General features: G+C 46.5%; 11 protein-coding genes and 3 tRNA genes. All 14 read right to left on the bottom strand.

Annotation, left to right across the window (positions count from 1 at the left end):
* Positions 1 to 145: 145 nt before the first annotated feature.
* On the bottom strand, positions 146 to 1,708 hold the full coding sequence (gene rny, locus ACJ28U_RS01680; RefSeq protein ID WP_010371024.1) for a ribonuclease Y: 1,563 nt from the start codon (positions 1,706 to 1,708) through the stop codon (positions 146 to 148).
* 198 nt (positions 1,709 to 1,906) lie between these two features.
* Positions 1,907 to 3,487, bottom strand: coding sequence for an ATPase P (locus ACJ28U_RS01675; RefSeq protein WP_407618195.1), 1,581 nt, complete (start codon positions 3,485 to 3,487; stop codon positions 1,907 to 1,909).
* 115 nt (positions 3,488 to 3,602) lie between these two features.
* A tRNA-Ser gene (locus ACJ28U_RS01670) sits at positions 3,603 to 3,692 on the bottom strand.
* A gap of 5 nt (positions 3,693 to 3,697) precedes the next feature.
* Positions 3,698 to 3,771, bottom strand: a tRNA-Met gene (locus ACJ28U_RS01665).
* 37 nt (positions 3,772 to 3,808) lie between these two features.
* Positions 3,809 to 3,898, bottom strand: a tRNA-Ser gene (locus ACJ28U_RS01660).
* Between the two features lie 145 nt (positions 3,899 to 4,043).
* The gene (locus tag ACJ28U_RS01655; protein ID WP_407618194.1) at positions 4,044 to 5,057 is read right to left on the bottom strand and encodes an accessory Sec system protein Asp3; all 1,014 of its coding nucleotides are present in this window, start codon (positions 5,055 to 5,057) and stop codon (positions 4,044 to 4,046) included.
* A complete protein-coding gene (gene asp2 / locus ACJ28U_RS01650; RefSeq protein WP_407618193.1) occupies positions 5,054 to 6,796 on the bottom strand; it encodes an accessory Sec system protein Asp2 in 1,743 nt (580 codons plus the stop codon). Before asp2 ends, ACJ28U_RS01655 begins: the two co-directional genes overlap by 4 nt.
* A complete protein-coding gene (gene asp1, locus ACJ28U_RS01645) occupies positions 6,796 to 8,307 on the bottom strand; it encodes an accessory Sec system glycosyltransferase Asp1 (protein WP_407618192.1) in 1,512 nt (503 codons plus the stop codon). Before asp1 ends, asp2 begins: the two co-directional genes overlap by 1 nt.
* A gap of 1 nt (position 8,308) precedes the next feature.
* Complete coding sequence (locus tag ACJ28U_RS01640) at positions 8,309 to 8,713, bottom strand: hypothetical protein (RefSeq protein WP_407618191.1); 405 nt, start codon at positions 8,711 to 8,713, stop codon at positions 8,309 to 8,311.
* A complete protein-coding gene (locus ACJ28U_RS01635; RefSeq protein WP_407618190.1) occupies positions 8,710 to 9,723 on the bottom strand; it encodes a hypothetical protein in 1,014 nt (337 codons plus the stop codon). The genes ACJ28U_RS01640 and ACJ28U_RS01635 overlap by 4 nt, the downstream gene beginning before the upstream one ends.
* A gap of 37 nt (positions 9,724 to 9,760) precedes the next feature.
* Complete coding sequence (locus ACJ28U_RS01630; RefSeq protein ID WP_407618189.1) at positions 9,761 to 10,978, bottom strand: glycosyltransferase; 1,218 nt, start codon at positions 10,976 to 10,978, stop codon at positions 9,761 to 9,763.
* Positions 10,975 to 12,525: a glycosyltransferase gene (locus tag ACJ28U_RS01625; protein WP_407618188.1), complete on the bottom strand. Its 1,551-nt coding sequence runs from the start codon at positions 12,523 to 12,525 to the stop codon at positions 10,975 to 10,977. Before ACJ28U_RS01625 ends, ACJ28U_RS01630 begins: the two co-directional genes overlap by 4 nt.
* A gap of 1 nt (position 12,526) precedes the next feature.
* Positions 12,527 to 13,177 carry a hypothetical protein gene (locus tag ACJ28U_RS01620; protein WP_099088313.1) on the bottom strand — a complete coding sequence of 217 codons (651 nt, stop codon included), beginning with the start codon at positions 13,175 to 13,177 and terminating at the stop codon, positions 12,527 to 12,529.
* Entirely contained in the window at positions 13,174 to 14,658 is a 1,485-nt protein-coding gene (locus ACJ28U_RS01615) for a glycosyltransferase (protein ID WP_407618187.1), read from the bottom strand. Before ACJ28U_RS01615 ends, ACJ28U_RS01620 begins: the two co-directional genes overlap by 4 nt.
* Positions 14,659 to 14,728 lie beyond the last annotated feature (70 nt).

Here is a 14,728-nt window from a genome sequence, read left to right as displayed (position 1 = left end):
ATGAATATGACGAAAATGGCCATCATGGCGGGATAAAATCCCGTTATTTTTGGATAAAAAGAAAGAAGGAGAAGAAAATCCGTCGGATTTTCTTCTCCTTCTTCATTTTCAGCTAGAACTGTTCTGTCCCAGCCTCTTTTTCATTTTACTTTGCGTATTCAACTGAACGTGATTCGCGAATAACCGTAACCTTAATGTGGCCTGGGTAATCCAAATCGTGTTCAATTTGATTCTTGATATCGCGGGCCAAAACAGTTGCTTCCAAATCGGTAACAGCTGCTGGCTCAACAATAACGCGAACCTCACGACCTGCTTGGATCGCAAATGACTTTTCAACCCCGTTGAAGTCATTTGCGATGGCTTCAAGTTGTTGCAAACGTTGGACATAGTTTTCAAGTGACTCTGAACGTGCACCTGGTCGAGCAGCTGAAATTGAATCAGCAGCTGCAACCAAGACAGCAATGACAGAATCAGGTTCTACGTCACCGTGGTGTGAGGCAATAGCGTTAACCACAACTGGACGTTCCTTGTACTTCTTGGCAATTTCAACACCAAGTTCTACGTGGGAACCATCCACTTCATGATCAATCGCCTTACCAATATCGTGTAATAATCCTGCGCGCTTGGCAAGCGTAACGTCTTCACCTAACTCAGCAGCCAACATGCCAGTTAGTTTAGCGACTTCAATTGAGTGTACCAGTACGTTTTGACCGTAACTTGTACGATAGTTCATGCGACCGATTGTTTTAATCAAGTCTGGGTGCATGCTATGAATGCCGAGATCGAAAATAGTTTGCTCACCGACTTCGCGGATGTGCTCGTCCATTTCCTTGCGGGCCTTCTCCACCATCTCTTCAATACGAGCTGGGTGAATACGACCATCAGCAATCAACTTCTCCAAAGCATTCTTCGCAATTTCACGACGGACTGGATCAAAGCCACTCAATACCACAGCTTCTGGTGTATCATCGATAATCAAATCAATACCAGTAACCGTTTCGATGGCCCGAATGTTTCGACCTTCACGACCGATAATTCGTCCCTTCATGTCATCGTTAGGTAACGTCACAACAGATACCGTTGTTTCAGCAACCATATCTGCAGCAGAACGTTGGATAGCACTAACTACCAAGTTCTTAGCCCGCTTTTCAGCTTCGGCCGCAGCTTGCTCTTCGCTTTCCTTAATCATGACAGCGCGTTCAGAAACCAAAGCTTCCTTGGTTTCTGACAAGATTTGCTCACGAGCGTCTTCGCGACTCAAGTTTGCAATCTCCACCAACTTCGCTTCGCGTTCATCAATCAATGATTCAGCACGCTTCTGCTTGTCGTTGACACTTTGTCGTTGTTGATCAAGTTTCGTTTCTTTTTCCGAAATAACTTCCTCACGCTTTTGCAATGAGGCGTCCTTTCGATCCAATACAGACTCACGACTTACCAAGCGATCTTCTTGTGACTTCACTTCTGAACGGCGTTCTTGAAGCTCACGTTCGATACGATCTTGGTAACGTTGGCTTTCATCTCGTGCCTCAACCAAAGCAGACTTCTTCATCTGCTCGGCATCAGTGGCAGCTTGACTCGTAATATCTGATGCGGTTTGGTGCGCAATCGTCAACGTGTGGTTAATTCGTGTCTTAGCCACCATATATCCAATTACAACACCGATTACGATTGCGACAAGCGACAGCAGGATGATCATTGCAATGTTCATCTTGTATCTCCTGTCTATAGAGTTGACGTTTATGTCAAATCGATAGTGTTTTTTTGCGCTTTATTAACACAGGTTTCATTTTAGGCTTTTCCCCATAATAAGTCAATTAGAAGCGGAAACTGTGACGCTTACAAAAAGCCCGCCACATCAACCTTTTGGCGGTGTGGCGGGTGCCTTGTTTTACGCTTGTAACATTTGTTATGATTCGGGATCAACGACCGTTAAAAGGGTCAATGAAAGCGCTAATCTTAAGATTGTTGCAACAACTGGCGCTACAAAGAAATATGGTGAAATAAAGATGCCTAAGCCAGCTGCCAGCAAAAGAAACAGCACCATCACCACCGACGTCCAACGTAATACCTTGGTATCAGTACTAAAGAGCGCCTCAGTAGTATCCCAAAGCTTGCGCAAATCAGTCACTGTCGCAACGTGAATGTCCGCATTGATAGGCTGATCACCAACCGCAACTGTAATGGTTGGTTGCACGTCAGCCGGCAATGTTTGATTCGTAATTAACATCGTATTATCTTGATTCAGCCAAGCCACCATTTGGGCTTGCTTACCTGCCGGCGTCAAATCAGCGACGGTTTCCGTTAACGATCCCATCAGCTTTTTCACCTGCATTGTTGAACCAGTTGTATCGGCCGTCGCCATGCGCACTTGTAATCCTTGCTCAGTAAAGAGACGGTCAACGGCTAGCAATGCGTTATTAAGCGATGAGCCAAACGTAATGACCCCAATGACTTGTAGACCATCGACAATGTAACTCACAGAATTACCTAATTCTTGATACGACTGTAGCGTCGCCGCATCGATAGCAAACTTTTGCTCAACCGCATACGCCGCAGACACAATCGAGAAACGTTCATTTAAGATGACCCCTTTTACCCCAACCAGTGGCATAAGCTCTAGTTCTGAGGCACTTGATGGGTACACCCCACGTTCTTCGGCAAACGCCAAAACTGAGCGGGTTAATTCTGAATCAAATGGTTCCAACAAACCAGTTGTAATTCCCAAAATATCAAAATCACTGTACCGTTCATCAACAGACAAGACCGACCGCACAACAATCGTGTCGCTCGTCAGAATACCCGTCTTTTCAACCACAACATTTTTTACATCATGCACGTAATCCAATGCTTGTGGATTTTGAAAGGTTACCCCATCGGCAGCCAACGCCCGCAAAATTTTAAAACGACGCCAACCGGCCCAAAACGCTGGCCAACGGGGATCAACGATTAGCAAAACTGAGGTTGCGACTGCCAAACCTGATTGCCAATTTAAGGTCATGCCGAAAAATAGCAAGGCGTAAATGGCCAACACGACCGTAATCCAAGTTAGCCGGCGAGCATTTTGTTGCATGACCGCATCTAACGGTATCGCACGTTCACGGCGTTGTAGCAGACCAAGCGATAGCAACAACAATGTTACTCCCGCCAATGCAAACGGCAATGTCATCGTCCGCAAAAAGTCCCCTGCCGCTGGCATTTCATGTAACCAAGCAACCGTTGCGAACCAAAGTGCTTGCCCCACAACTGGGACCCACAGCGTGGTTAATTCGGTCTCTTTTTGTTGCCGATACGCCTGCATCAACATTCGCACATTGACCAGCACAATGAACAAGGCCGTCACAATAAACGCGATTAGCTCAAAATGAGGTACCGGTATGTGTAACAGGGCCGCTTTCCCCTGTAAAAGTGGCATCGTCAGCGCCGTAATAATCGTTAAGACAGCAGACGCAATGGCATATCTCAAGTACCTCAATTGTAGTGTCAGCATCGTCTCACAACCTCCCAAAGTCATTTAGATAAGCAGACCAAGTCTCCCAGAATCTCAACCTAAAACTGCCGTGATACAAAAATAACCGCGCCCATAAGGACACGGTTATTAAGTAAGGAGAATGTGGGATTCGAACCCACGCGCCGCTTTCACGACCTGACGGTTTTCAAGACCGTTCCCTTCAGCCAGACTTGGGTAATTCTCCATTAATTGCGGGAGCAGGATTTGAACCTACGACCTTCGGGTTATGGGCCCGACGAGCTACCAGACTGCTCCATCCCGCGATAATAAATATTTAAGTTGTAACGCCAATGACGTTAAAGGAGAATGTGGGATTCGAACCCACGCGCCGGTTTCCCGACCTGACGGTTTTCAAGACCGTTCCCTTCAGCCAGACTTGGGTAATTCTCCATAACGTAATTACTTATCGCAACTACAAGTAATATAATACAGACCTACCTATTAAATGTCAACACTTTAAACGAAATTGATTGAATAAAGTGAAAACGCAAACCTCACCGCAGTTAATTGGTGGGATTTGCGTTTTCATGTTGTGTTATAAAACACCACTCTGTTCATGTTTGAGGAAGCGTAACAACTCATTCGTATCAACACTCACCGTTTGGCCTGTTAAGGCGGTTTCATCAAATGCTTGTGTTGGCTGCTGACTAGTTATCACCCCTGCCACATTTGCTTGGGGCAACTGCCACCCATGTGCGTCCGCCGCTCGTAGCACATTAGGTCGAGCATACTGTACGCGTGCCGTTTCATAATCAGGTAACGGCGTCAACCAAGTAACCGGTAGCTGAAGCAGTTCCCCGTAATAGGCTGCTGCTAGCTGGCTAATTAGTCCCGTGCCAACCAAACTAATCGTGTCATACCGGCCATCTCTTTGCGCATTGCGGATCAAGGTTGTGACAAACTCTGGACTTGATTGATAATAATCCGCCGCTAACCCAAGATTAGCAAACAATAACATCGGCACCTGGGCCGCCGTTGCGCTAGCAATCGGCCATTGTGTCTCTTTGTCTAACGGTTCAGTAAATGCCACAAAGAGATGACGATTTGCATCACGGTTAACATAACGCGCTAACGTCCGCCCATCCTGGCTAACATAATCATTCGGAATGTAGGTTCCCGTCAGCAAGACTTCTTGAATAAAAATCTTTTCGAAAACAAAGCGGCCGTTGCCAAAGGCGATGATTTGCACATCATAATGATCCAAATTAGCCGGCGCTACTAGTTGCACTTCTTTTTGACCGCGACCACTACTTAAAATAATCGTGCCCGCTTGATCATACATCGTCACCAATAAATACGTGTTTAACCCTTCATCAACCGCATCCAAACGGAAACGGTATTCATGACCCGGCACGAGCGGCATTAGCGTTTCTTGCCGAAATTCACGCCGGAAATTGACTAAACTTCGCCAAACGACGACACCAAACCCACTCGCGTAAATATCATTTTCGTAATTCACTTGATCAATTTGGGCATGCGTAACCGTCGCACCTTGCAACTCCAGGAGCTCAGATTGTTGTGTCCAATAGACGTTCTGCCATGTTTTCATAACGTCGCGCGCCTCCGCTTAATCAATAAATCTAACTTACCTTCAACGAAATTAATCATCTCGTCAGTGTGCGCCAAGTGGTCACCATCCAGCCAAAAATGTTCCACACTGCCCCCACGATCTTTAATAAATCGGAGCAGTTGCGGCAAGGATTGCCCGTCGTACTCATCTTGCGCAAGCGAAAAGACATACGTGGCAACCTGTGTCCAATCAACTTGGTCCATCGATTGCCACAATTTTTGATCAATGACCGGTGTATCGGCACGAAGCACCCGACCGAATAAATGGCGTCGCATATCAAGAGGCCAATCCTTCGTACCACCATGTGCAAAGCCATCTTGCCCGGAAAAGGTGCCCAAATTCACAATTGCCTTGCTGACAATAATACCCTGGGGTTTGAAGTGGCGCGCATAATAAAGGGCCGGGAATGAACCCATAGAATAACCTTGGAACACCACATCGTGCTCATCAAAACCTAACCATTGTAGCTTCTCGCGAATTTTATCAATCACCAGTTGCTCATACTCTGGCGTACCAACCATGAAGGCGCCACCTTGGGTCCGGGAATCAGTGAAGAGCAAGTACGGCAACTTATGGCGACCGTACACACTCATCATTTCAAAGCCATCCCCATACAACCGTGATCCCGTAAAGGACACCAATAGCGGCGGCTTTAAATCACCTGGATTAAAGTACGACAGCACCTCATCACCGGTACTGGTCATCTGCTTTTCATCCCCCGGCAACAGCGTGCCATACGTCGACCGCGACCGCCGAACAATCACGCGGTTAAAATCCACCTCGCCTTGCCCACTAATCCACAATGACATCTGGAAAGAATAAAACGGATGCACATCCGGAAAGACGTGTTCTTGCAAGCTTTCCGTCATGGGAATCACGAATTGGACCAGCTTACCATCCGGTTGAATGAATTCAACGTGCCATTCCCAGTACACATCACCACGTTGATTACCTTCTAGGTAAACCTTTTTATCACCGGCATCCAAAAAAATACCATTCATACCGGCTAAAACCGTTTCAAATTTTTCAACGCTGATGGGGTGCCACGTTACCACTTGCTGCAAGGTAGGCCCAAAATCACCACTTAAGGTCATTTGAAAGCGTCCCCGGCGTTCGACAGAACCCGTGAACGTTTCCGAAATATCTAGCGCCTCCGTAACACCCGAATGGATACCACGTTGACCCATGAAAAAATTATCGACAATTGTTTGAAATAAAGCGTGTCCAGCACCTGGCACAAAAAAAGCCGCTTTTTGGCGTAAGACAGTCGCGATTTCTGGATCAACTGTTGTGCTAGCATAAATGATTGAAAATGGTGGCAGGCGTTTCACAATTGCTAAAACGTCTGGCCCAGCCAATATCTCATCAGTAAAGACTGCATAGTGGGCAGATGGTCGAGCAGGAAAGGCAGCTGCCGTCGTAACGAGTACTGACTGTAACTTAGGATCCAAGTCCCATTCATCAACCGGCCATGCTTGATCACCAACCTGAATGAGACGGAATTTCGCTTTCGGCGCTTTTTTTGGTTTTTCCTGCACTTCTACGACAATGCGATGCGTTTTTTCTGATATTTTTTCAACCGGAACTTCGTCATTATCAACCGCAGCTTGGTTTGACTGTAAACGTGCAATTTCGTCACGATTCTTCTGACGATCACGATCTAAAACTTCCTCATCACGTAATCGTTGCCGGGTTTGCTTTTCTAAATCTTCAGCCATCATTGTCCTCCTTGCCCTGACAACACTTGTTGCCAAGCGGCTACAAGGTGCGCATTGTCAAAACGCTTCGCAAAACTCTCTGCAAATGTGCGTGCCTGCGTCCACTCGTTTAGCCGATAGAGATACTGCGACAAACCAGTATCCAATTCATCAACTGTTGTCACCAACGCACCATTATCACCAACGACCATAAAATCAGATGGCATCTTTGTGAAATACGGCACCCCCAACGTCAGGGCAGTCGACCCAACGAAGTCATCGGGTTGATCACCTAAATCAAGAATCATGCGTGCTGGCAGCAACGCGCGATAAGTCGTTTTGGCATCCGTCGCAATTTTTAACGCAACGCGTGGCTTTACCTCGTCGTTTTTTTGTTGCTTATACGTCGAATATTCTTTTGGAAAATAAAAGTCATCGCCAAGTGTCTCTTGCGCCCACTGCAAATAAAAGTCCATCGCTGGGCCATCACCCACAATCCAAACAGCCATCATGGGGTATGCCACCATTAACTGCATCAGCTTTTCAAAGGTTACTTGACGCTCATACGATCCCTCAAAGTTAGGGACGTACCAGGCGACAATTTCTTCGCGGTACTGCGAACTCGTCCCAAAGCTGTCCGGCCGTGTTGGCCACGCCACAATCTGCTGAACTGTTTCGGCTGATAATTGCTTGACCAACTGTGCCTTTTGATGGGCCGTCGTTGTCACAACCTGACTCCCCCGTGCTTGCAATGCCTGTAGTTGGTCCATATCGGGTGTCAAATTATCACGACTGCTGACGTTCAACGTGACATGTGCTAACGAGGTAGTAACACGCGCTACCACCGCGAGCTTCGCATTGGTGGCATTCACAATCACTGGCGTCTCCCCAACAAGGTCTGTAAATAGATGTTGTAGATAATGGGCTTGCAAATCAGTCTCATCATAAAATACATCTCGGCCGTAGAAGGGTTCCGTTAAGCTCAATGACGCTTGTTGTTGATCGGTAAAAATATAGAAGCCACGTAGCCGGCCCCCCGGCGAATAAAACCGGCGCGTTGTTGGTTGACCATTTTCATATTCAATGCGTTGCGACAAAAAACCACGGTAATCATAACGATTCTCCGCTACTACCTGGCCGTCCGCGAAATACCGCACGACATCTAAGCGATCTGTCATCATCGGATTCATAAAGGCTTCCGCGATTCGGGTTGCCCCTTGATAAACAAATAGCCCGCCATCTGTCGTAAAAAACAACACATCAGACGGCCAGTTTAAATCACGAATACTCAGCACCCGCTCTTGGACATCCGTGGCTAATTGCAAGTCATCGTACAAACCCAAAACAGGCTGGTCTTGCCAACCGTCGCGTTGTTGGTAGGCCCGCAGCCGGGGCGTCCAATCGAGATTAATAATCGTTGGCGCCATGCCCGCTTGTTGTAACAAAAGGGTCCGGGCCAACGTTTCATCAAACGGATTGCTACCTTCGCTAGTGGTCCAATCCGGAATTTCAAAATATGATTTTATTGCCACTTCAATCCCTCTCAATATCATTGAATTCCCATTTCAACAATGCCAAGGCGTCCTGCAAGACATCATCCGTCAGGTCCAATTTCGCGAGCACCTCACTAAATCGCTCACCCAAAATTGGCCGACTAAATTGATGGGCGCGATCATCAACCAGCACCCGGGCGTGCCAATCATACGCTGATCGCATCAATTGCCACCACACCTCGTCAGGTTGATCATCGGACAGAATGATTAACACCACATCGCCTCGTTGCATACCAGTCAATGTGCCAGCAGCAGTCGCAACAAGTAATGATTCTTGTGCGATAATCGTGGCAGGAATCGTTGGCACTGGTCGCAACGCAAACTGACGTTGTAGGGCTGCTTGGGCTAAGTGTGATGTTGTACCACTTGTAACTAACCAATTCATGCCCGCTCCTCCAGTAAGATCATCATCGTTAATAACGCACGTTGTGTATAAAAGCCATTGCGAACACGTATGGACATTGTCTGTGCGTTCGCTTGCATCTTCCGATATGAATCAGCCGTCACGGTATTTAACAATGCTGGCAAATCCGTCAACGAATTAATCACATAGCCCAAATGGTGACGTTGCACGACCGTGGCAATCGCCATCTCTGACCACACAATGACTGGTAAGCCAGCAGCCATATACAAGCTAAATTTATGCGGGTTATTCATTCGCGTATACCGGCCAAATTCATTATCAGCTGGTTGAATATCACCATCCCATACTAGTCCAAAGCCATCTTGCATAATACCTGGCAAGATGTCGCCATGGACTGGGGCGTGAATCGCAAAAGCTTGTTGCTGACGTAAGGTCTGGTCAGGATTACCATAGACCGTTAAGTTCAGCACTGGCGACCAGCGCTGCAAAAACGGAGCTTTCTCAGGCGCCAGCGAACCAGCGTAATGCAACTTTCGCGCAAATTGTTGCGTGGGCGTCGGCACGTTACTACTGTAATCAAAGACTTCCAACACAATAATCGGCACCGTCACTTCGTGTTGTTCAAGCCAATCCTTCATTCGTTGATTATGAACAATAATCGCTTTAAATTGACGCAACAACGTTAATTCAGGTCCTTGTACTTTTTCACCAAGTCGAATACTCTCCAAGTCGTGTACAATCGCAACATTAATTAACCCACGTTGCGTCATCTCATCGAGCACAATTTCGTCATACAGATAACCGTTATAACTCGGCACCTGGTGGAGAACGGTGTCACCTGCTTGCGTTGCTGCCAACACACCAATCAAGCGGGCCCGAATCGACGCTTCGGGCTCATCGGACCAGGCCGTAATAAAATACGGTAACTTTTGCCAACCAATCGCCGTCGCAAAGGTAACAACGTCGCGCTTTGGTTTATCAAATGCCAAATAATCATCCACTTCAATATGATCAAACACCCAATAACTCATCCTGTTCCCCTTCGCTTTCTCTATGTATGCAGACTTATTAGTCTGCTAAATTTGCTTGCTGTAACACAACGTCAACGGCATGTGACAACCGCTCAATTGGTACACGTTGCCCAGTCATACCGTCTAAGTACGGACGTGACTGCGCGTCGTTTGAAATGTTAACCACTGGTAACTTAACCGCCATGGCGTACGCATAAATACCGCCCACTGGGTTGCTATCTGAAACGGTCAGCAATAAATCAGTGTCAGCCAATTCATAAGCCAACACTTCTTTTTCTGACCATAACGTCCACTCAACGACATGGTCATCAATCATGTCATCCGCCACTAAGGCCGTTTGATAATCAGTCGGGTTGAACATCCGCAATAAATGAATTTGCGTCGCACCAGCTGTTTTCGCCGCTGTAACCGCCGCTTTGAGTCGCTCATCACTATCACTGTGCGTCATAATTGTCACGACTAACCCATCATGTGCTGGTTGCACCCCACGTTCTGGCACCCACTGCCACGTAGTATCGGTCACGCCAATTCGGGCGGTCAATGTCAGCGATGCTGAGGCCATCAAGTCATCAATCAGGTGTGACTCGCCAACGGTATACATTTCTGGTCGATCATCGAGCTGCAACGCTTCTATCAAGACCGCCGTTTGCAGTGCCAGTTGCGATGGATACGCCGTCGTATTGCGCATCCCGTCTCGTCGTAACCAAAGATATGGTTGCTGATGCTGATCATAGAGCACTGTCAGCGCCTCAAGTCCAGTTGCATCAAAATAATCGGTCTGATAGACCACATCATTTCGCACCATCTTTCGGCGAGAAGCAAACCCACGATAATCATACTCCGTCATCATACGTGGCTCCTCACGTCGATTATAGTATTTAACTTGTCGGACAAAGCGCCAGGCCGTGCTGATATGTTCAAAATAATCAAACCATGCTAACCGTAATGAGCCAGCTTTAATTTCGCCCCAAGTAAAATCGGAGTAGAGCTCCGTTTTTGGCGCCCGTGGCAAATCCCAAAACCAGCGTGGTTCATGCCGATAACCCTTGGTTCGTTGGACAATATCCGTCAATTGCCAGATGTCATCTAAGTCGATGCGATAATCTTGTGCAAGTTTTGTTAGTTCCGGTTGATAGTCAACCACCACGATATTGATTGGTTCTCTTTGTTCCTTAAATCGTCGATAAACATCTAAAATTTTTTCTGTCACATCATCAATTTGCGGATGTAGTGTCTCAATTAATAAATATTTCATTTTGCTTGCCGCCATTCTGCAATTGCCGTCAACCAGTTTTGCCAAGCTTGCCAAACAGCTGTTTCACTATAGGCTAAGCGGGCTTCTAGCGTGCTAGCCATCAATGAATCCAGTGCTTGTTGATTCGACAAATAATGTTGGATCCAGTGTGCCATTTGTTGCACATTGTCTGCGTCATGCAATCCAATCAATTGCCCATTAACGCCGGGTTGCACGATTTCACGAGGCCCGTATAACGCATCATATGCAATAATCGGTGTCCCAACCGATTCAGCCTCCATCATCGTCAATCCAAAGCCCTCTGACCGACTAGCTGCAACAAATAGCTGTGCGTTGGCCAGTTTTTCAAAGACTGCCGTCGTGTGTCCCATCAAATGGACATAGTCTGCGGCATCTAACCGCGCAATCTGTTCACGGAGCCGACCATCATCGCTACCATTACCCCAAATTTCAAGTTGTGCCTGGGGCAGTTGCTCATGCACAATTGCCATAGCGTCAATCAGGTGATCAATTTGCTTTGCCTCATCCAAGCGTGAGACTGTCACCACTGTCTGCGATTGCCGTTCGGTGCTTGGCTTCACCGGTTCACGCAACACCTCATCACTAATCATGCCGACTGGAATTTTGAAGAAGCGTTCCCGATAGCCAAATCGATTGGCGACCCGATCGAGTTGAATTTGCGTTGGCACGATCACCGCATTGAAATCACCAATGTTATCGAATTCATATTGGTAGTTGTAATTCACCAAACCGTTTGGCGCGGTTTCATCATTGAGATGGCCAGCATGTAGAATAAATGTTTTGAATGCCCGTGTCTGCATATTGTTCAACGCCCACGCTTCGGTAATGCCGCGATCAGCAATGAAGGCATTCGCACCACCAAATGCCTGATTAATTTCGTCAAAAAAGAATCTAAATAACTCATCCGACCCAAAGAATTGATAATCATGCCCGTGATAATCAAATACTGAGACCATTTCAAATTCATCAATATCCGTTCGATCATGTGCCATGGTATACAACATCTTTAATTGACCAGTTGGTGAATAGAATGCACGGCTTTCCCGCACATTCTTATCTGCCAGCATGATATAGCGATCTTCCGCAATGATAAAGCCCCGTGGGTCATACCATTCAGCCCGTGTTTGGCGACGGGTTGGATCGAAATATGACACAGCGTAAATGTCACCATTTGCATCCGCATTCACATCAATCAGACTGGTTGTTTGCCCATCAAATGCAAACTGCCGTAATTGAGCATTCCCCGTCTGTAATTCAACCATGCCAGCGGGTACTGGATAATCAGATAGCTTAGGTGCACCCTGACCAACATAATCACGCGCATCGATAAACCAATCATGCAACCCTAATAATTGCGACTCTGGTAGACCCCAAATAACTGCATTCCGATGCAAATCAAAGAAAAAATCCGTTGCCACCAACATGGCCGGGACATCGTGGTCACGAAACAACTGGAGGCGCTTGAGAATAGCGTGTTCAACACCCGAATTAGTGCGTGCTAAACCCCCGTTAATAAAAAAGTTCATCTTACAATTCCTCATCGTCTGTCAGGCGTCGTACAGGTACACCCAACACTTCCCAATTCACCCCTGCAACTGACTCGTCGACCCACAACGACTCAATTTCATGACGATTAACCGCGCCCTGTAGTAGATCAAAGAGTAAATCAAGTTCACCTGTTAAGCGGCGCTCTTGCAACTGATTTGGCCACTGATACCATTGCGTCTCCGCTTCAGTTTGCATTGCCATGACGGTTACTTGTTGCTGACCATCAAAAAATTCCGTCAAACTAATTTGGCCGGCGTGGTTCCAATACTGGCGTCGCACTAATCGACCGTTCGCACGAAATTGTTCACTTACCGCTAATTTGCCTAATTGATTGTAGTAACCAACTTCATGAACACGGCCCGCATCATCTAAAAGTGTGGTCACACGTACTTGGTCACCAATTAGCCAATTACTTTGGTGGTTATTTACCGCATCTTCGGTAAATTCAGCACCCTGTTGCGGCGTTTGTGACACACCATCGTAAGACGTACCAAGCACCTCATAGGCATTCGACTCATTGATCAAAAAATCACCGTTTATGTTAAACAAGCCTGAATAGACTCGCATCGTATCTGACACCAACTCGTGGCGTCGCTTAACCGGCACCGTTAACGTGACATATCCAATCATGACAGCACCTCATTCCACTTCTGCCAAATATTTTCCGCACTAAACCGTTGTGTTGACGCTACCGCCGCTGCGCTTTTACGTGCCAATTCTTCCGGCGTAGTAAACCATGTTACTAACGTTTCAGCCATCTGCGTGTAATCGTGTTCTGGGACTAATCGGCCCGTTGACTCATCAATCAATTCGCTTGGGCCGTACTTAACATCGTAAGAAATTGCCGGTACGCCATTTGCCAACGCCTCAACCAACGATAAGGCGTATCCTTCATTGTGTGACGTTAGCAACGTCGCTTGGGCCCGTTGCCATACCTGCTCTGGTTGGGCCGTATACCCCTTTAATTTGATATAAGCTGTGGCGCCAATTTGATCGATGAATGCTTGCAAACGGTCGTCGTCACCATGATTACCAGAGCCCCAGATTTCAGCATGAATCATGTCATTTTGCTGATGTGCTAAGTGAATTGCTTGCACTGCTTCGGTCAAGTTTTTCTCTGGTGCAATTCGTGACACAATGGCTACCAAACCTATTTCACGCTCTACAAATGGTGTATTCGTTGGTCGCTGATCTGGTAATACCGCAACCGGTATCGCGGTCACCGTTGCTTTAGGCCATCGTGCCAACACATCAGCTGCCTGTTGGTCACTGGAAACAATGAAACGTTCAAATAATTCTTGATGATTTAAGACGGCTTCGTAATTTTCATTTAGCGGCCCCATCACTTGTTGCGGATCAATTGTGTGGGTGTTATGCAAGACACTAATTTTCCGTGCTGATTCCGTAATTTGTTGCAAGGCATCAAACCATTCAGCATTGCGATCCACAATAAAGACCGTTTCTTCGCCGGCAATCGTATTTTTACGAACCAATTCATCTAACCAAAACGCTTGAAGCGCTGCTTCACTATCAAACATGTGCTCTTGATTATCAGCCGTGCGGTAGCGATAAGTGGTTTGCCCAGTGGCCGTCACGGTCGTCCACAACTTGGTTGGTGTGGTCGTTGACACAAACTCTCGCAAATATAATTGTTGATCATCAGGTGAAAAATATTCAGTCCCAATTTGTTGCCCACGTGGATCAAAAAACTTCATCCGTGTTGTTTGGCCATTTGTCGCAATTTCAGTCCATAGCAATAACGTTTTGTGGTCAATACCAGGTTGTAATTTAATTGTTTGACCATCCGTTAGATGCAACTCACGGCCATTTTCGTCAATGTAATCCTGGGCAATATTGGGCAATAAAATCGTTTTAATATCAATTGGATTTGAAGTCGTTGGTCGTTCCATCAACTCCTCATACATATTCAAATAATTTGGCGTTAATTCAGCCACCGTTTCAAGTCCAAAACGTGCATTCAAGTCGAGCTTGTAGGTCACGAATTGCGTCTGTAAACCATGTTCGTTGAATAATTTTGTTCGCAAAATGCCGGCGTTATCCAACCCCGAGCGTCGAACATAGAACGAATCATTTAGTATATAAATTTTCATATTGCTTCCACCCCAAAGCTACGTATAACGCTACTAATTTTATTTAATCGACGTACAATTACTTATTATT

This window comes from Weissella sp. MSCH1 (assembly GCF_045799135.1).
Classification (GTDB): domain Bacteria; phylum Bacillota; class Bacilli; order Lactobacillales; family Lactobacillaceae; genus Weissella.
Note: the sequence above shows the minus strand (reverse complement) of the source record. Positions and strands in the feature narration are given on the sequence as shown.